At 69.7% G+C, this 20,793-nt stretch carries 8 protein-coding genes; 7 read left to right on the top strand and 1 reads right to left on the bottom strand.

Features of this window, described 5'->3' with window-relative positions; genetic code table 11:
• Nucleotides 1-4: 4 nt before the first annotated feature.
• The 7 genes from ACFXHA_RS14120 (at nt 5) to ACFXHA_RS14150 (ending at nt 18,906) form a co-directional block, all read left to right on the top strand.
• Nucleotides 5-13,360: an amino acid adenylation domain-containing protein gene (locus ACFXHA_RS14120; protein WP_379356472.1), complete on the top strand. Its 13,356-nt coding sequence runs from the start codon at nt 5-7 to the stop codon at nt 13,358-13,360.
• Entirely contained in the window at nt 13,357-14,436 is a 1,080-nt protein-coding gene (locus ACFXHA_RS14125) for an ATP-binding cassette domain-containing protein (protein ID WP_379356474.1), read from the top strand. The genes ACFXHA_RS14120 and ACFXHA_RS14125 overlap by 4 nt, the downstream gene beginning before the upstream one ends.
• The gene (locus ACFXHA_RS14130; RefSeq protein ID WP_379356476.1) at nt 14,433-15,266 is read left to right on the top strand and encodes an antibiotic transporter; all 834 of its coding nucleotides are present in this window, start codon (nt 14,433-14,435) and stop codon (nt 15,264-15,266) included. The genes ACFXHA_RS14125 and ACFXHA_RS14130 overlap by 4 nt, the downstream gene beginning before the upstream one ends.
• Nucleotides 15,266-16,087, top strand: a complete 822-nt coding sequence (locus ACFXHA_RS14135) for an ABC transporter permease (RefSeq protein ID WP_379356478.1) — start codon at nt 15,266-15,268, stop codon at nt 16,085-16,087. The genes ACFXHA_RS14130 and ACFXHA_RS14135 overlap by 1 nt, the downstream gene beginning before the upstream one ends.
• A gap of 62 nt (nt 16,088-16,149) precedes the next feature.
• On the top strand, nt 16,150-17,907 hold the full coding sequence (locus ACFXHA_RS14140) for an LCP family protein (RefSeq protein ID WP_379356480.1): 1,758 nt from the start codon (nt 16,150-16,152) through the stop codon (nt 17,905-17,907).
• A gap of 77 nt (nt 17,908-17,984) precedes the next feature.
• Complete coding sequence (locus ACFXHA_RS14145; RefSeq protein WP_379356482.1) at nt 17,985-18,497, top strand: peroxynitrite isomerase; 513 nt, start codon at nt 17,985-17,987, stop codon at nt 18,495-18,497.
• 208 nt (nt 18,498-18,705) lie between these two features.
• Nucleotides 18,706-18,906, top strand: coding sequence for a hypothetical protein (locus tag ACFXHA_RS14150; protein WP_379356484.1), 201 nt, complete (start codon nt 18,706-18,708; stop codon nt 18,904-18,906).
• 21 nt (nt 18,907-18,927) lie between these two features.
• Here ACFXHA_RS14150 and ACFXHA_RS14155 read toward each other — a convergent pair whose 3' ends face one another.
• Nucleotides 18,928-20,715, bottom strand: coding sequence for a penicillin-binding transpeptidase domain-containing protein (locus ACFXHA_RS14155; protein ID WP_379356486.1), 1,788 nt, complete (start codon nt 20,713-20,715; stop codon nt 18,928-18,930).
• Nucleotides 20,716-20,793: the final 78 nt, after the last annotated feature.

The raw sequence follows: 20,793 nt of genomic DNA on the forward strand, positions 1-20,793 counted from the left end.
ACTTATGGCTTCCAGCTTCGCCGTGCCCGGATCCCCCATCACCGATTCCTCGTCGGCCTTCACCCTGTCCGCGGCGCAGCGCGGTATCTGGTTCGCCCAGCAGCTGGCCGGTGACACCCCCGTCTCGATCGCCCAATATGTCGAGTTCACCGGCGATTTCGAGGTCGCGACACTCGCCGACGCGGCGCGCCGGGCCGGACGCGAGTTCGGCACCGGCTACCTGCGCCTGATCGAAATCGACGAGCTGCCTTGGCAACTCGTGGACACCAGCCTCGACGACGCCATCGAGACCGTCGACCTGAGCGGCGCGCCCGATCCGGCGGCCGCGGCCCGGGCCTGGATGCGCGCCGAGTACACCGCGCCGCTGGATCTCACCCGCGACCGCCTGTGCAAGGTCGCCATGCTGCGGCTGGCACCCGACCATTTCTACTGGTATTCGCGCTTCCACCACATCCTGCTCGACGGTGTCGGCGCGCTCACCATGCTGCAGCGCACCTCCGAGATCTACAACGCCGTCGTGGCGGGTCGCGAGGTGCCCGAGGGCAAGGCCGAACCGTTGCAGCGCATCGTGGAAGCCGATGCCGCATACCGGGATTCGGACAAGCTGGCGGCCGACCGCGACTACTGGCGCACCCACCTGACCGCTATGCCCGAGCCGGTGGCTCTGGGCCGCCGCACCGGGGCGGTCGACGCGCATCCCCGCCTGCTCAGTGGTGCCCTGCCGGAATCCACGGCGGCACTGCTGGATTCGATGACCGCCGCACTGTCCACCAGTCCCGCGCCGGTGGTGGTGGCCGCCTTCGCCGCCTATGTGGCCGCCATGACCGGTGCGGGCGAGATCGTGCTGAGCCTGCCGGTGTCCGGCCGCACCACCGCCACCCTGCGCCGTTCCGGCGGCATGGTCGCCAATGTCGTTCCGCTGCGCCTGTATCCGTCCCCGACCGCCACCGTCGGCGATCTGATCCGCGCCACCCAGGGTGAGCTGACCGCGGCGCTGCGACGGCAGCGGTACCGGCAGGAGGACATCATCCGTGACCTGGGCTGGGCCATGGACGAGGTCGCCGGGTTCGGTCCGACGGTCAACCTCATGCTCGCCGACACCCGCATCCGGCTGGGCGGGGTGACCGGGCAGCTGCACGTATTGACCTCCGGGCTCATCGACGATCTGTTCGTCAATGTCTATCCGGGCGTGGGCGGGGAACGCACCCACATCGACTTCCAGGCCAATCCGAACCGTTACGGCGACACCGAACTCGCCGGCCTGCACGCCCGCTTCCTGACCTTCCTGCACCGCTTCCTGGCCGGCGGCATCGAGCATCGTCTGACCGCGATCAGCGCGCTGTTCGACGGGGAGCGCGCGGAACTGGCGCCCGCGCGCGGGCGCGACGGCACCGGAGCGCGCACGCTGCCGGAGATCCTCACCGCCGGAGCCGAACGCGCACCCGCCGCCATCGCCCTGCGGGTGGACGGCACCGCCTACACCTATCGGGAACTCACCGAGCAGGCGCATCGGCTGGCCCGGGTGCTGATCGCGGCGGGCGCGGGACCCGAACGCACGGTGGCGATCTCGATCCCCCGCTCGGCGGAATCGGTGCTCGCCATGTGCGCGGTGGCCTACACCGGGGCGGCGTTCGTGCCCATCGACCCGACCTATCCGACCGACCGCATCGAGCACATGATCGCCGACAGCGGCGTGATCGCGGGCGTGACCGTGGCGGGCTCGCGGGCCACGCTGCCGGATCGGGTCGACTGGCTGGTGCTCGACGCTCCCGAGACCGAGAAGCGGCTCGCCGCTACGAATTCCGGCCCCATCGGCGAGGCCGAAAGGCACACGCCGGTGCGGCTCGACCAGATCGCCTACCTGATCTACACCTCCGGTTCGACCGGTCTACCCAAGGGTGTCGCGGTCACCCACCACGGGCTGAACGATCTGGCGACCGGGTCGGGGGCCGCGTTCGGGGTGGGCGCGGACGCGGTGGTGGCACACGCGGTGTCGCCGAGCTTCGACATCTCGATCGAGGAACTCCTGGTCGCCTTCGCCGTCGGGGCGACGGTGGCGGTGGTGCCGCCGACCGCGTACGCCGGTGACGAGCTGGCACGCGTGCTGCGCACACTCGAGGTCACCCACCTGAATGTGACTCCCGCGGTGGCGGGTTCGCTGGAGCCCGAGACGCTGCCGCGGCTGCGGACCGTGGTGGTCGGCGGCGACTCCTGTCCGCCCGAACTGCCGGTCCGGTGGGCCGGGCGTTGCGTCCTCAATGGTTACGGTCCGACCGAGACCACCGTCACCGCCACCCTGAGCGCGCCACTGGGGCCGGGCGATCCGATCACGATCGGCGCGCCCGCGCGCGGCGTATCGGCGATCGTGCTGGATCCGTGGCTGCGACCGGTGCCACCGGGTGTGGTCGGCGAGTTGTATCTGAGCGGCAAGGGGCTGGCGCGCGGCTACCACCAGCGCCTCGGGCTGACCGCGCGACGCTTCGTGGCCGACCCGTTCGACCCCGGCAATCGCCTGTATCGCACCGGCGATCTGGTGCGCTGGCGGCGGCGCAACGGACGCTGGGAACTGGAGTATCTCGGGCGCGGCGACACCCAGGTGAAGGTGCGCGGCTTCCGCATCGAACTCGGCGAGGTGGACGCCGCGGTGGCCCGGCATCCGGGCGTCGAGATGGCGATCACGGTGGGCGCGACCACGCCGGGCGGCGCGACGACTCTGGTGTCGTATGTGCTCGCGACGGCGGTGATCGACGCGGAAGACGTGAAAGCCACCGTGGCACAGCTGCTTCCGCAGCACATGGTGCCGTCGGTGGTGATGGTGCTGGACACGCTGCCGCTCACGCCCGCGGGCAAGGTGGACCGCCGTGCGCTGCCCCGGCCCGATTTCAGCAGTCGTGCCCGGGCGGGGCGAGCGCCCGCGACCGAGCGCGAACGCATGCTCGCCGAGGTGTTCGCGGCCGTGCTGGGCGTGGAATCCGTTGCGGCGGACGATAATTTCTTCGCCCTCGGCGGGGACAGCATTGTCGCCATCCAGCTGGTGGCCCGCGCCAAGGCGGCCGGGCTCGGGCTGCGCGCCCGGGATGTGTTCGAGCACAAGACCGTCGCCGCCCTGGCCGTGGTCGCGACGGAGGTGACCGCCCCCGCGGTCGAGGAACTGCCCGGTGGCGCGGTCGGGCCGGTGGCGCTCACGCCGATCGTGCACACCATGCTCGAACAGGGTGACACCTGGCCGAGGTTCGCTCAGGCCGTGCTGATCCCGCTGCCGCGCGCCATCGACGCGGCCCGGCTCACTCCCGCCGTGCAGGCGTTGCTGGATCGGCACGATCTCCTGCGCAGCACCCTCAGCCACCCAGCCAACGGCACGCAGGCGTGGGAGTGGCAGGTCGGCGCGCCCGGCACCGTCGAGGCCGGAGCGCTCATCGAAACCGTCACGGCCGCCGCCGACAGTGACGGCGAGGACGAATTGCAGCGGGCGGCAGATCTACTGGACCCGGCCGCCGGGATCGTGGCCCGATTCGTGCTCATCGACCGCGAGGACGCGCTGCCGCTGCTGTGGGTGGTGCTGCACCACCTCGTCACCGACGGCGTGTCCTGGCGCATCCTGCTCCCGGACCTGGCCACGGCGTGGGCGGGCGGCACGCTCGCTCCGGTCGGCACCTCCTTCCGGCGCTGGGCGCACGGGCAGGTCGAGCAGACACCCGCCCGGATCGCCGAAATCCCGTACTGGCGAAAGGTTCTCACCACGGCGGACCCCCGGCTGGGGACCCGGGCCCTGGATCCCGGGCTCGATACCGTGCTCACCCAGGGACAGTTGCGCACCATCGTCGACGCCGACACCATGGCGGCCGCACAGGAATACATTCCGGCCCGCTTCCACTGCGGATTCGACGACGCCCTGCTGACCGCGTTGGCCATGGCCGTCGGCCGGCTGCGCGGCACCCGGCGGACCCTGCTCATGGTGGAGGGGCACGGGCGGGAGGAGTCGATCCTGCCGGGCGCCGACATCTCGCGCACCATCGGCTGGTTCACCAGCCTGTTCCCCGTCGCGCTCGACCTCGGCGACATCGATCTCGACGACGCCTTCCACGGTGGACCGGCCGCGGGCGCGGCCCTGAAGGCGGTGAAGGAACAGCTGCGCGCGATCCCCGACAAGGGCGTCGGGTTCGGCATGCTGCGCCACCTCGATGCCGAGACCGCCGCCGAGTTCGCGGGCGCGCCGGTGCCGCAGCTCAGCTTCAACTATCTCGGCCGGACCGGGGCCGGGGTCGAGCATCCCGGTGGTGCGGAAACCCCTTGGGTGCCGGTGCGATTCGCGGCCACCCAGGACGACGCGGCACCGTTGGAGGCCGTCGTCGACATCAATGCCTTCCACACCGCCGCCGGACTCGAGGTGACCTGGGCCTACGCGTCGCGGGTACTGAGCTCCAAACAGGTGCGGGAGCTGGCACAACTGTGGGGGCGTGCGGTCACCGCGCTGGTCACCCACGCCCGGCACGCGGGGGCGGGCGGGCACACGCCGTCGGACTTCGGGCTGGTTCCGGTGTCGCAGCGGCAGATTCAGACCTGGGAACGCGAGTATCCGAGCCTCACCGACGTCTGGCCGCTGTCGCCGCTGCAGTACGGGCTGCTGTTCCACGCGCGCTACGACACCGACACCGCCGACGGCTACACCGTGCAGACCCGGCTGTCGCTGGCCGGGCGGGTCGACGCGGCCCGATTGCGGGCGGCCGCGGCGGCACTACTGGAGCGGCACGAGGTGCTGCGGGTCGCGTATGTGGAGACCGTCGACGGGCCCCGCCAGCTCGTACTGGGTGAGGCCGAGATTCCTTGGCAGGAAATCGATCTCACCACCCTCGCCGAACCGGCCGAGCGGCAGCGGGAGTTGACCCGGCTGCTCGCGGTGGACGCGGGCACCCGCTTCGACCTGGCCCGGCCGCCGCTGCTGCGGTTCAGCCTGGTGCGCACCGACACCGAGGCGTACACGCTGCTGATGACCAATCACCATCTGGCGCTGGACGGCTGGTCCACGCCGCTGGTGGTGCGCGAACTGCTGGCCGGGTATCTGGCGGCGGTCACCGGGCACGAGATCCCGCGCACGCCCCCGCACTCCTATCGCGAATTCCTGTCCTGGCTGGGCGACCAGGACGAACAGGCGGCACTCGCCGTATGGACCGAGGCGCTGGCCGGGGTCGACTCCCCCACCCGGGCGGTGCCCACGCTGGCGGGCATCACCTCCACCGAATCCGGCATGGTGTCGGTCGATTTCGACACCGCCCGCCTCGCCCGACTGACCGGGACCGTGCGGGCGGCCGGGGCCACCGTGAACACCGCGGTGCAGGCCGGATGGGCGCTGTTGCTGGCCATGCTCACCGGCCGCACCGATGTGGTGTTCGGCGGCACCGTCTCCGGGCGGCCGCCGCAGCTGACCGGGGTCGAAGAGATGGTCGGGCTGTTCATCAACACGCTGCCGGTGCGGGTGCGGCTCGATCCCGCCGAGCGCGTGGCTGATCTGCTGGCGCGCGTGCAGGGTGAGCAGGCGCGGCTGCTCGATCATCAGCAGGTGGGGCTGGCCGCCATCCACCGGGCGGTCGGGCTGCCCGAACTCTTCGACACCCTCACCGTGTTCGAGTCCTACCCGATCGACCGCGAAACCCTCTCGCGCGCACTGGATATCGCGGGCATGCGGATTCTCGACGTGGCCGGCACGGATGCGACGCCGTACCCGCTGAACCTCATGGTCATCCCGCAGCGCGCCGCCGACGGCAGCGAAAGTCTCTGCCTCACCGTCAAATTCATGGCCGACGAGCTGCCCGAGGCGGCCGCGCGGCGACTGCTGGACCGGTTCGTACTGCTGCTCGACCAGATCGCCGAGCATCCCGGATGGCGCACCGCGCAACTGCAGCACTGCGATCCACTCGAACGCGCGCAACTGCTGCCCGTACGTGGCGGCGAACCCACACCGCTGCGTACCCTGCCCGACATCCTCGCCGCCGGGGCGCGCGCCAATCCGGAAGGCATCGCGGTGAGCTCCGGCGCGCTCAGCATGACCTACCGGGATCTCGACAGCTGGTCCAACCGGTTCGCGCGAGTGCTGTTGCGGCGCGGCGTGAGTCGCGAGACCTTCGTGGTGCTGGCCTTGACCCGGTCGGTGGAATCGGTGGTCGCGGTGTGGGCACTGGCCAAGACCGGGGCCGCGTTCCTGCCACTGGACCCCAACTATCCGGTCGAGCGCATCGAGCACATTCTCACCGACTCGCGCGCACCGATCGGGGTGACCGTCAGCGAGGTCGGCGACAGCCTGCCCGGGACCATCGACTGGCTGCTGCTCGACGACCTCAACACCATCCGGCGCGTCATGACACTCTCGGACGCGCATATCACCGACGCCGAACGCGGCGGGCCGATCAACCTGGCACAGACGGCGTACCTCATCTACACCTCCGGCTCCACCGGCAAACCCAAGGCCGTGCTGCTGAGCCATCGCGGCCTGGCGAATCTCGTTGCCTCCCAGCAGAGTCTGCTGGACCTCGACGAGACCACCAGCGCATTGCAGGTGGCCTCGCCCAGCTTCGACGCCTCCGTGCACGAACTGCTCATGGCGCACGGCGCGGGCGGACGGCTGGTCATCTCCCCACCCGAGGTGTACGGCGGCAGCGCGCTCGAGGAGCTGCTGCGCACCGAGAGCGTCACGCACGCGGTGATCACGCCGTCGGTGCTGGCCACCATGAATCCCGACGGGCTCAGCGAACTCTCGTGCCTGTCGGTGGCCGGAGAAGCGGCCGGGGCGGAACTGGTGGCCGCCTGGTCGGCCGGGCGGCGCATGGTGAACCTGTACGGGCCCACCGAATTCAGCGTGTGGGCCACCGGGCCCGGGGAGCTGCGGCCCGGGGAACCCATCACCATCGGGGCACCCATTCGCGGCGCGGCCGCGCTGGTGCTCGACAGCTGGCTGCGGGCGGTCCCGCTCGGGGTGACCGGTGAGCTGTATCTGGCCGGGCCCGCACTGGCCCGCGGCTACTTCAACCGATTCGGGCTCACCGCGGCACGGTTCGTGGCCAACCCGTACACCCAGCCCGGTGCGCGCATGTACCGCACCGGCGACATGGTGCGCTGGGTGGAGGTCAAGACGCCCGACGGGGCGCAACTGGAGCTGGAATACCTGGGGCGCAGCGACTTCCAGGTCAAGATCCGCGGACTGCGCATCGAACTCGGCGAGATCGACGCGGTACTCGCCGCCGACGACGAGGTCGACTACGCCGCCACGCTGGGCTGCCCCGGACCCGCCGGGCAGACCGTCCTGGTCTCCTACGTCGTGGCCGCACCCGGCCGCACCCTCGACACCGAACTGCTGCGCACCCGCATCGCCGCCGCCCTGCCCGGCTACATGGTGCCCAGCTACCTCATCCAACTCGACGACGTGCCGCTCACCCCGGTCGGCAAACTCGACCGGAACGCCTTGCCCGCACCGGATTTCGCCACCCTCGACCAACGCTACCTGGCCCCGCGCACGCCGGTCGAGACCGCCGTCGCCAAGGTCTTCGCCGACGTCCTGGAAACCGAGCGCGTCAGCATCGACCGCTCCTTCTTCGAACTCGGCGGCAACTCCCTCACCGCCACCCGCGTGGTGGCGCGGGTGAACGCCGCCCTCGGCGCGACCGTCGCCCTACGCGACCTGTTCGACGCCCCGACCGTCGCCCAACTCTCCGCCCGGGTGGTCCCTGGCACCGAGATCCCGGGCCTCCCGACCCTGGCCCCACGCATCCGCCCCGACCGAATCCCGTTGTCCCCGGCCCAGCAACGCATGTGGGTCCTCAACCGCCTCGACCCCGACTCCGCCGCCTACAACATCACCGCTGCCCTGCGCCTGACCGGTGACCTGAATATCGAGGCGCTGTACGCAGCCGTCGCCGACGTAGTGCGACGGCACGAAACCCTGCGCACCATCTACCCGGCCGACGCGGACGGCCCCCGCCAAGTGGTGCTCGGCGCCGACGCCGCCACACCCGTACTCGAGGTCGGCCACGTCGAAGACGGCGCCCCACTGCGCAAGCGGATAGCCGAGCTGACAGGCACCGGCTTCGACCTTACCCGCGAAGCCCCGCTCCGAGTAGGGCTGCTCCGCGTCACCCCGCCCCTCGGCGCATCCCGGCCGTCTACTACCGGCTTGGTCCCACCTCGTCATTCCGGCATGGGTTTGGCCGGAATCCATACCGCCGCGTTGGATTCCGGCCAAGAACACGCCGGAATGACGGAGGGTTCTCCGGCGGGAAGCACCCCCACGGAGCCGACGACCCATATCGTCGTGCTGGTCGTTCATCACATCAGCGCGGACGGCGCGTCCATGGCGCCGCTGGCAACCGACCTGGTTGCGGCCTATCTGGCCCGCAGCGCGACCGGGGCACCGGCCGATCGGCCGGCACTTCGGGTGCAGTACGCCGACTACTCGCTCTGGCAGCGCGAGCTGCTCGGGGATGAGAAGGATGCGGAATCGCGAGCGGCGCAGCAGATTCGGTACTGGAGCGAGCAGCTCGCGGCGACGCCGGATGTGCTGGAGTTGCCGACGGATCGGCCGCGGCCCGCCGTGCAGAGCATGCGGAGTGCGGATCTGGGGTTCCGGCTGGATGGGGCATTGCATTCGGCGCTCGTGGAATTGGCGGCGACTACCGACACCAGCTTGTTCATGGTGTTGCATGCGGCGTTGGCGGTGTTGTTGTCGCGGCTGGCGGGGACGCACGATGTGCTGATCGGGACCGCCGTGGCCGGGCGCGGGGAGGCGGCGCTGGACGAGCTGGTCGGGATGTTCGTCAATACGCTCGCCTTGCGGACGCCGGTGGATCCGGCCAAGGGGTTCGGGGAGTTCCTGGGGCAGGTGCGGGCGACCGATCTGGATGCGTTCGCGCAGGCCGAGGTGCCGTTCGAACGGCTGGTGCAGGTGCTGGATCCGCCGCGCTCGACCGCACAGCATCCGCTGTTCCAGGTATCGCTGTCGCTGCAGAACTTCACGCCGCCGAGTGTGGAATTCCCGGGGCTGCGGGTGGAGGTCGAACCCATCGAACGGGATGCCTCGCAGTTCGATCTGACCTTCGACCTGCGTGCGCCGCTGCCGGGGACGGACGCGGACGGACTGGACTGCACCCTCACCTTCGCCACCGACCTGTTCGACGAAGCGACCGCCGCCCGGCTGGTGACACGCTGGCAGCGGATCCTCACCGCGATCACCGCCGACCCCGGGGTACGACTGTCGGACATCGACCTGCTCGACGCGGCCGAACGCGCCGCCCTGGTGCCGCTGCGCGGGCCGGGCCGCGCCGGAACCGCCACGCTGGCACAGGTTTTCCGGGCCGCCGCCACCGCGCACCGCCTGTGCCCGGCCATCATCGCCGATGGGCGGGTGGTGTCCTATCGGGAACTGGATACCGCCTCGCAGCGACTGGCCATGCAGCTCTCCGCCGCCGGAGCCGGATCGGAAACCATTGTGGCGCTCGCACTTTCCCGGGGCACGGAGCTGCTCACCGCCATCTGGGCGTGCGCCAAGGCGGGAGCCGCCTTCCTGCCGATCGACCCGCGCCACCCCCTCGACCGCATCGACCACATGCTGACCGATTCGCGCGCGGTCCTCGGGCTCACCACCAGCGCGCACCGACCGCTGTTGCCCGATACGGTCGGCTGGCTGGTGCTCGACGACCCGGATGCCTCGAGCGTGCGAATCGACCTGGGGCGCGGGCGGGTTCGCGCCATGACCACCCACCTCGATCAGCCCGCGTGGCTCATCTACACGTCAGGATCCACGGGCACCCCCAAGGGCGTGTCGGTGTCGCATCGCGGCATCGGCGACCTGGTCCGGGCGCAGCGGGAACTGCTGTGGCTCGGCGAACACTGCCGCGTACTGCAGGTCGCCTCACCGAGTTTCGACGCCTCCGCCTTCGAAGCGCTGATGGCCTTCGGGTCCGGTGGCACCGCCGTGGTCGCGCCGCCCGACGTCTTCGGCGGCGAGCCGCTCACCGAACTCATCGCGGCGCAGGGCGTCACCCACCTGGTCATCACCCCGTCCGCGCTGGCCACCCTCGACCCGGACGCCGTGTCCAGCGTGCGGGTGCTCGCGGTGGCGGGCGAGGCCATCGGCCCGGATCTGGTGGCGCGCTGGTCCACCGGCCGCACCTTGGTCAACCTGTACGGCCCGACCGAATTCACCATCTGGGCAACGGCTTCCGAGCCTCTGGTCGCCGGGCAGCCGGTCACCATCGGCACTCCCATCCGCGGCGCGGGCACGCTCGTTCTCGACGAGCGGCTGCGCCCGGTACCCATGGGCGTGGCCGGGGAACTGTATCTGGCGGGTGCGGCCCTGGCCCGCGGCTACCACAACCGGCCCGGCCTGACCGCCGCCCGCTTCGTCGCCGACCCCTACGGGCGGGCAGGCGAAAGGCTCTACCGCACCGGCGATCTCGTGCGCTGGACCGGCTACCTCGACGAACCCCGCCTGGAATACCTGGGCCGCACCGACTTCCAGGTGAAGGTGCGCGGCCAGCGCATCGAACTCGGCGAGATCGACGCGGCACTGGCCGCCGCCGACGGCGTCGAATTCGCGGTCACCCTCGGCGTTCCAGGGCCGGGCGGCGCGACCGCGCTCGCCGCCTACCTGCTGCCCGAACCCGGCGCGCACGTGGACCCGGCGGCGGTGCGCGCCCACGCCGCCGACCGGCTGCCCGGCTACATGGTGCCCTCGGCGTTCGTGGTGCTCGACGCCATCCCGCTCAACGCGGTCGGCAAACTCGACCGCAAGGCGCTGCCCGCACCGGTTTTCGAGGCCGCCACCGCATACCGCGCCCCCACCACCGAACTCGAGACGGCGCTCGCCGAGATCATCGCCGAACTGCTGGGCCGCGACCGGGTCGGCGTGCACGACTCGTTCTTCGCGCTCGGCGGCGACAGCATCCTCGCGATCCAGCTGGTGTCGCGGGCGCGGCTGCGCGGCATCGAACTCACGCCGCTGCAGGTGTTCGAGCATCGCACCGTCGCCGCGCTGGCCGCGCTCGCCGCCGCCGCGGGCGAGACCGTCGTGCTCGAGGAGCTGCCCGGCGGCGGGGTCGGCGAGATCCCGCTCACCCCGATCGTGCGGTGGATGCTCGAAAGGGGCGGCGATCACCGCAGATTCGCGCAGACGGCGGTGCTGGAACTGCCGCGCGGCATCGGGCGTGAGCAGCTCGTCGCAACCGTCACCGCGGTCGTCGATCAGCACGACATGCTGCGGGCGCAACTGGCTTTCGTGGACGGCGACTGGCGGTTGCGCACCCGGCCGCCCGGCGCGGTGAACGTGGACGCACTGCTGCACCGCATCGAGTTCGATACCGGCGACGGGGCCGAGCTGCGCGAATACGCGGTCACCGAACTGGATTCCGCGCTCGGGCGACTCGATCCCGACCACGGCACCGTGCTGCAGCTGGTGTGGCTGGATCCGGCACCCGACAGCCCCGCCGACCGGCGTGGGCACCTCATCCTGGTGGCCCACCACCTGGTCATCGACGGTGTGTCCTGGCGCATCCTCATCCCGGACCTGATCGCGGCCTGGGCGCAGGTCAGCGGGGGCGCGGACCCGATCCTGCCCGACACCGGAACCTCGGTGCGGCGCTGGGCCTACGCCCTGGCCGAGGCGGCACGGCAACCGGCACGGGCCGCCGAACTCGAGTTCTGGCAACAGGTCTGCGCCACCGCCGATCCGCGCCTGGGAGCTCGCGAACTCGATCCGGCCGTCGACCGCGTGTCGACCGTGCGCACGGTCGAGGTCGAACTCGACGCCGACACCACCACCACACTGCTCACCACCGTGCCCGGCCTGTTCGACGGCACCGTCGAGGACGCCCTGCTGGCCTGCCTCGCGCTGGCCATCCGACGCTGGCGGATGGAACCGATCGAGGCGGTGCTGATCCGGCTCGAAGGACACGGGCGGCAGCAGGAAATCATTGCGGGAGCCGAACTCTCGCGCACCCTCGGCTGGTTCACCACCGTGTATCCGGTGCGACTCACCTTGTCGGGCATCCCGATTCGCGACGCGCTGGCGGGCGGGCCCGCCATGGGCGAGGCCATCCGCGCGGTGAAACACCAGCTGGCGGCCGTGCCGGACAAGGGGATCGGCTACGGCATGCTGCGGTATCTCAACGCCGACACCGCCACGCGGCTGCCCGAGCGGGTGCCCGGACGCATCGGCTTCAACTACCTCGGCCGCTACGCCACCGCCGACATTCCGGCCGGGCTGGAGGATCTCGGCTGGCTGCCCACCGACAAGTTCGGCGACCTGCACGCGAACGAGCACGCCGACGTGCCCGTCACCGCCGAGATCGAGATCAACGCCGTGGTGGTCGGCGACCGATTGCAGGCGAGCTTCACCTTCCCCGAAAGCCTGCTGCCCCGCCACGAGATCACCATGCTGGCCCACCTGTGGACCGACGCGCTCTCCGCCGCAGCGTATTTCGCGACCACCCCGGCCGCCGAACTCGCCGCCGAAGCCGAACGCCAGGCCATGGCCGAACTGCGCGAACAGCGCGCCGCCGCCGAACTCGCCGCCGCGCAGGCGAATTCCTCGCCCGGACTCGGGCTGGACGTGGTGCTGCCGATCCGGCCCGGCGGGGGCGAGCCGCCGCTGTTCTGCATCCATCCGTCCTCGGGCATCGCCTGGACCTACCTCGGGCTCGCCGACGCCCTGCGACCCGGACGCCCCATCTACGGGCTGCAGGCCCCCGATCTGTCCGGGGAACCGCACGCCCGCAGCATCGCCGACTTCGCCGACCGCTACGTGGCCGAAATCCGCCGACTGCAACCGCACGGGCCCTATCATCTGCTCGGATGGTCCTTCGGCGGCCTGATCGCCCACGCCGTCGCCGCCCAGTTCGAGGCAACCGGAGACGAGGTCGCCACCCTGGCCCTGCTCGACGCGGACAGCACCGATATCGACGGCGGCAGCATCGACAAGCTCACCGCCGGATCCTTCGTCGCCACCTTCGGCGCGGTCTTCGGCATCACCGACATCCCCGCCGACACCACCGCCGAGGCGGCCGCGGCCATGATCCGCGAACGCATGGGCGGCGTCTCCCTCGTCGACGCCGCCACGCTCGAACGCATGGCCGCCTCCTACAACGCCTCCGCCGACACCCGCACCGGATACCAGCGGCCCGTATTCCACGGCGACGCACAGTATTTCAGCGCCACCGTGCACACCTCCGACATCTTCGGACCCGACGGCTGGCGGCCGTACATCACCGGCACCATCACCAACCACGACATCGACGTCAGCCACGAAGAACTGACCGCACCGCATGCGCTCGCGGCCATCGCCCGGATTCTCGACACACATTGGGGAGGGACGCCGTGAACACCGAGCAGGGCAAACCCGATACAACACACGTGGAAACCAGTACGGACTACGGCGTCGTCGTCGAAGGCGTCGAAAAGTCCTTCGGCACGGTCCAGGCGCTGCGCGGCATCACCTTCAAGGCCGCACCCGGCGAGGTGCTCGGCATCCTCGGACCCAACGGGGCGGGCAAGACCACCTGCGTCAATATCCTGTCCACGCTCATCGCCCCGGACGCCGGGCGCGCCATGGTCGCCGGGCACGATGTCGTCACCGACGCCGCCGCCGTGCGCCGCAGCATCATGCTGACCGGGCAGTTCGCCGCCCTCGACGACGCGCTGTCGGGGTACGAGAACCTCGTCATGTTCGGGCGGCTCATGGGGTTGCGCAAACGCGCCGCCCGCGCCCGCGCCGACGAACTCGTCGAGGAATTCGACCTCGTGCAGGCCGCCGGACGTCGCGTCGGGACCTACTCCGGCGGTATGCGGCGGCGCATCGACATCGCCTGCGGACTCGTGGTGCGACCCGACGTGGTGTTCCTCGACGAGCCCACCACCGGGCTGGATCCCCGCAGCCGCCAAGGCGTGTGGGACCTCGTCGGCGGGTTCCGCAAGCACGGCATCACCACGCTGCTCACCACCCAGTACCTCGAAGAGGCCGACGCGCTCTGCGACCGCATCATCGTCATCGACCACGGCGTGGTCATCGCCGCCGGCACCGCCGACGAACTCAAGGCGCGCACCGGCGGCAGCTACTGCGAGATCGTGCCGCTGCGCATGGAGGACCTGCCCGCCCTCGTCGCCGCCCTCGGCGATCTGCTGCCCGCCGCCAATCGCGAAGCACTGACCGGGGATTCGGACCGGATCGCCATTCCGGCACCCGGCGGTGCCAAGACGCTCGCCGAGGCGCTGCGGCGATTGGACTCGGCCGGAATGGAATTGGTGGATATCGCGCTGCGGCGGCCCTCGCTCGACGACGTCTTCCTCGAACTCACCGGGCACATCGCCAAGGTCGAAGAACCCGAGGACGATTCGCCCTCGGTCCGATTCCGGACCGCGGACGGGCGCTTCACCGCCGAGGATCGGACCCGGGCATGACCGCCGTCGCGCCCGCACCCGGCAACTGGCTCACCGACCTGCGCGCCACGCCCGCCACCTTCGCCCAATGGTGGGTGCTCACCGTGCGGCTCATCGTGCCCTCGGTCGTGACCGGCGAAATCATCACCGCCATCCTCGCGCCCATCACCTTCACCGCCAGCTTCTACATCCCGCTCAACCGCGTCATGACCTTCGCCGGACTGGGATTCAGCAGCTACGCGCAGTTCATGGCACCGATCGTCATCCTGCAGGCCGCGGCCTTCACCGCCGTATCCGCCGCCTTCCGGGCCGCCACCGACGCCGTGTCCGGGCTCGATCGGCGCTTCGACGCCATGCCCATGCACCCGCTGATTCCCGCGGCTGCCCGCATGTCCTCCAACATCTTCCGGCTCGCCATCGGCATGGTCGCGGCCGTGGCGAGCATCTACTACATCGGATTCCGCTTCGTGGGCGGCGCGCTGCACACCCTCGGGTTCCTCGCCCTCGGCATGCTCATCGGCGTCGCCTTCTGCCTCGGCGCGGACGCCATCGGCACCTTCACCCGCAGCCCAGAAGCCACCACACAGATGCTGGTGCTGCCGCCACTGATCCTCGGCATGCTGTCCACGGGACTCGCTCCGGCACACCAATTCCCGCACTGGGTCCAGCTTTTCGTGCGCAATCAGCCGGTCTCCCAGTTCGCCGAGGGGCTGCGTGCGCTCGGCGGCGACAGCCTCGGCAAATCCGCGCCCGTCACCTGGTCGCTCATGACACCGCCGCTGCTGTGGATCGCGGCCATCATCGCGGTGTCACTGTTCTTCATCGCCCGGCAGAACCTGAAGAGGTCGTGATGGCAACCCTCGACCGCCCGGAAGTCAGTGACACCCTCGTCTTCGGCGAGGCCACCGCCCCGGCCCTGTTGCGCCACACCTGGATTCAAACCCAGCGACTGCTGCTGCGCTGGGTCCGCGACCCGATCACACTGCTGGAAACCCTGATCGTGCCGTGCCTGCTGCTGCTCATGCTCGACATCGTGGTCGGCTCCCAGATCCAGAAATTCTCCGGACAGAGCGCCCTCTACGGATCCACCCCGATGGTCACCCTGGTCGGCGCTCTCTCGGGGACCGTGGCCAGCGGCGTCATGCTCGGCCGCGAACGCGAAGCGGGCATCCTGTCGCGGTTCTGGGTGCTGCCCGTCCATCGCGCCTCCGGCCTGGCCGCCCGCATCCTCGCCGAAGGCTGCCGCATCTTCGCGGGCACCGTCGTCATCATCTGCTTCGGCATGCTGCTCGGCTTCCGATTCCGCCAGGGCCCGCTGCAAGCCTTCGCCTTCCTCTGGATCCCGGTCCTGTTCGGGCTCGCCTTCGCCACCATGGTCACCGCCATCGCCGTCTTCACCGCCAAGGCCACCCTCGTCGAAGGCGTGGCCCTGCTCTCGTCGCTGCTCATGTTCTTCAGCACCGGCTTCGTTCCCCTCGCCGCCTACCCCCGCTGGATCCAACCGGTCGTGCAGCACCAACCCATGTCCGTCGCCGTCGACACGATGCGCGCCTTGGCCTCCGGCGGCCCGATCGCCGCGCCCCTCACCAAAACCATCGCCTGGTCCCTAGGCCTGATCGTCGTCTTCGCCGTGCCCGCCGCCTACGGCTACCGCCGGGCCAGCCGCCGCTGAGTGGGCCGCGGCACGCCGGACCGAATGGTCGGGATCGGCGGCGGTGCCTATATTCGATTGTTATGAGACATGCACGGGATAGCCATCGGGCGATCGTGGACCCGGTGACTACGCCGTTGCGGCCTTATCAGGAGAGCCCGAAGCCGGAGAGCCCGAAGGCCGAGGCGCCACGCAAGAGTCCGAACCGGCGACGCAAGCCGCCGACACAGCGGGCCAGGCGGGCGCTGCTCGCCGGGCGAGGTTCGGCCGTGGTGCTGACGGCCGTGGTGTTTCTGGCCACAGGGTTCGGGTGGCGCGAGTACAGCAAGGCGATGGCCGGGGTCATCACGACCCACATCACGGGGTTGGACAAGCCGGCCGGGGGAAAGCACGTCGATCAGAACATTCTGATCATGGGATTGGACAGCCGGCTCGACGAGCGGGGAAATCCGCTGCCGCAGGATATGTACGACGCCATTCACGCCGGGGACGACAGCGTCGGCGGCTACAACTCGAATGTGCTGATCCTGCTGCATATTCCGGGCGACGGGTCGAAGGCCACCGGCATCTCCATTCCGCGTGACGACTACGTCACCCTGGATCCGGCCTCGTGCACGTACGGTGGCACCTGCAAGGGAAAGATCAAGCAGGCCTACGGTTTCGCCTACGAGAAGGAAAAGGAGAAACTGCAGGCGGCGGCCGCCAAATCGAGCGGCAAATCCCTCACCGCGATCCAGACCGGACCCGTCGACGAGGACATGGAACAGCAAGCCCGCAATGCCGGACGCATGGCCGAAATCAGTACGGTACGCAGCTTTCTGGGCAACAACGTGCAGATCAACAATTCCGTCGAGGTGACCCTCGCCGCGTTCTTCCAGATCGCGGAGGCGGTACAGCCGATCACGGTCTGCCTGAACGAGCGGACACAGGATTCGTTCTCCGGCGCGGACTTCCAGAAGGGCAGCCAGGAGATCGACGCCTCGCAGGCGATGGCGTTCGTGCGACAGCGACGCGACCCGGACGAGTCGCTCAACTTCACCGACCTCGACCGCACCCGCCGCCAGCAGGCGTTCATCGTGTCGCTGGCGCACAAGCTCAATGACAACGGCACCCTGTCCAATACGGGCACGCTGCAGAAGCTGCTCGATGTGGCCAAACAGAACATGTGGTTCGACGACTCACTGGACCTGGTCGATTTCATGCATCGCGCGACCGGGCTGATGGGGGGCGGCATGTCGCTGTTCACGTTGCCAGTCAAGGACTTCGGGCAGGACGATCAGGGCGAGGACATCAATATCGTCGACCTGGACCAGATCCACGGCATCGTGAAGGGCCTGCTCACCCCGGCGAGCGGGTCCACCCCGGCCACCTCGGCGACTCCCACCCCGACCACCATCCCGGGCGCGGCCTCGATGACGGTGAACGTGATCAACGACTCCGGCAAGACCGGTTTCGCCGGGAAGATCGAAACCGCGCTGGCGGCAAAGGGCTTCACCCAGGGTTCGGTGTCCACCGGCTCGGAACGCAGCACCAGCACCCTCACCTACGGTCCGGGCGCGGACGCCGCGGCGAAGGCACTGGCCGCCCAACTGGGCCTGACCGCCACCAAGAACACCGATCTGGACAACAACACCATCCAGCTCGCGGTCGGCACCGACGCGACCGCCTCGGGCCCGATCTTCGACCTCGCCGCCACCGTCCCCGACACCTCCACCAGCGCGGCGGCCACCTCGACCACGCCCCCGCCCGCACCGGTCGCGGCCACCGCCACCGGCGACAACGCCCCGGCACCGACCGACCTGTCGACCATGGACGCCGGCGGAATCCCCTGCGTGAAGTGATCGGCGATCCAGTCCCCTTTCCGTAAATACCGGACGACGGGTGCGTCGAGCGGCCGCCATGATCGGCCGGGCGCACTATGCTGGCCGCCGTGCTCGAACCCGAAACCCCCGTCGCCCCCCACCCCGATATCGCCCACCTCGCGCCCTTGCTGGGCACCTGGCGCGGTCGCGGACAAGGGGAATACCCGACCATCTCCTCGTTCGAGTACCTGGAGGAAGTGCACTTCGGCCACGTCGGCCGCCCCTTCCTCACCTACCGGCAGCGCACCCGCGCCGCCGACGGCAGCCGGCCCATGCACAGCGAGACCGGCTACCTGCGCGCCACCGGACCCGACCGCATCGAACTGATCCTGGCCCACCCCACCGGGATCACCGAGATCTGCGAGGGCCGACTGGTCAACGAGGACGGCGAGCTGCGCCTGGAACTCGACTCCACCTCGATCGGCATGAGCAGCAGCGCCAAATCGGTGACCGCGCTCGGCCGGACCATCACCGTCGCGGGCGACACCCTCGAGTACTCGCTGCGAATGGCGGCGGTCGAGCAACCGCTGACCCACCATCTGGCCGCGACCATGCAGCGCACGAACTGACGGTGAACTTCCGGTAGCAAATTCCGCCGTGACCTGCTGCCCCCTCATTTGAGGGGTGCGCAGCAGCGCATTTACACCTTGCCTTCGGCGTAAGTGACCGATTAACGTTTCTTGCATTGGCAAACAGTCAGCCAACCCTAATGAGCAACGGACAACCGAATTACACAGTTCGGGTTTCCTCACTCATCCCCAAACAAGGGAGAGGGATATGAAGCGCTCGGCCCTTTTGCTCCTCACCACCGCCGGCATGATTCTCGCGGGCGCGGGCGTCACCGAAATCCTGGGCGACGGGTCCGCGGACGGACCACCCGGCAAAGTATTGGCACAACAGCGCTTCGTCACCGATTCCCTCGGACAGCTTCATCCGGCCGCCTGCCTGCGCGATGACGCGGCATTCGGCGACCGCTGACCCTCGAACAGCGGCAGTAGTTCAGTAGCCCGACGGCAGCGCCGTGAGCATGTCCCGCGTGACCGCCACCGCATTGTCCGAACTCCCGCCGCGCACCACCAGCGTGGCCCAGGCCAGGTCACCGCGATAACCGATGAACCACGCGTGCGAACCGCCGTCCACCTCGGCCTCACCGGTCTTGCCGTAGACCTCACCCTGATCGACGATGCGCTCGGCCGTACCGCCGAGCACCACCTTGCGCATCATCAGCCGCAACCCGTCGATCACCTCCGGGCGTAGCTGCGGGCGGTCACCCGAGACCTTCGTCGGATGGCCCGCGATCAGATACGGCACCGGGGTCGACCCGTGCGCGACCGTCGCCGCCACCACCGCCATGCCGAACGGGCTGGCCAGCACCTTGCCCTGGCCGATGCCGTCCTCGGCGCGCTGCACCAGATCGTCGTCGGCCGGCACCGAACCCGACACCGTCGGCAGGCCCGCCACCGTGTAGTCCGGGCCCAGCCCCAAAGCCGAAGCGGCCGTGCGCAGATCCTCGCCGCCCAGTTCCGAGGCGAGCTTGGCGAAAGAGGTGTTGCAGGACCGCTCGTAGGCGGTCGCCATGGAGACGGTGCCGACGCTGAAGTGGTCGTAGTTCGGAATCGTGCGCTCCCCCACCACGATCTCACTCGGGCACGGCACCGACGTGTCCGGTGTGGCATTGCCGGTGGTGATGGCCGCGGCGGCGGTCACCGTCTTGAAGGTCGAGCCCGGCGGGTAGAGGCCGGTCGCGGCGACCGGGCCGTCCTTGTCGGCCTCCTCGTTCTGGGCGATGGCCAGGATCGCGCCCGAAGACGGCTGCAGCACCACCATCATGGCCTGCTCGGTGCGGGCGTCCACCGCACGCTGCGCGGCATTCTGGACATTGCGGTCGACACTCAGCGAAAAGGACGGGGAGGTTTGAGGATCGACCTCGGTGAGCACGTCGGTGTCCACGCCATTGGAGTTGACCGTCACCACGCTCCAGCCCGCCTTGCCGTCGACCTCGTCGATCACCGTCTTGCGGACCTGGGTCATCAGATCCGGGGCGAAGCGGCGATCGGTGGGGACCAGATCGAATTCCTTGCTGAAGGTGACGCCCGACAGGCCCAGCAGCTCCGAATTGACCTGGCCGAACTCCCATTCCGTGAGCAGGGCCGTGGTGTACGGGCCGTCGGCCTTGCGGGCGGTGCTCAGCAGTGTGTCGGGGCTGAGATGTTCGTCGAAGCGGCGCAGCGTATTCGCCAGCGTGGCCGAGACGCCGCGCGGATCCGTGGAGGCCGACGGCTTGAACAGCACCCGGTACAGCGAACCGGGCACCAGCACATCGCCGCCCGAGCGTTCGTTCACGCGGGCGCGGGGGGCCGGGGTCGAACGCAGTTGCAGCGTCTGGGTATTGCCGAGTTGCGGGTGGATGTCGGCGGCGCTCCAGCGCACCTGCCAGCGGCCGTCGGTGCGGGTCATCTGCAACTGGCCCTTGTAGGTCCAGACGCGGTCCTTGGGCATGTGCCACTCGTAGGTGTAGTCGACGACGGCGGTGTCGCCGGTGACCCGGGTGTCGCCGGTGGTGGCCACCAATTTCTCCGCCTGCAGCTGATCCCATGCGGAAGCCATTGCCGCACCGGCCTTTTCGGGCTGGCTGGTGCGGTCGGCGGCGGCCTGCACAGCGCGGCTACCGAAGTCGGAGACGAACGCTTCGGCGGCCTGCGCGGCACCCGGCGGAGCCGACGAGCAACCGGCCGCGGCGAGGCCGAAGGCGGCGGCGATCAGCATGGTGAGGGCCCGAGTTGACATCGGGACAGATGCTAGAGCCAACTACTGGCAAACCGGCGCGACACACTGCACCGGAAAGGATTTCAGGGTTACGTCACA

It is taken from the genome of Nocardia sp. NPDC059240, from assembly GCF_042753865.1.
GTDB lineage: Bacteria > Actinomycetota > Actinomycetes > Mycobacteriales > Mycobacteriaceae > Nocardia.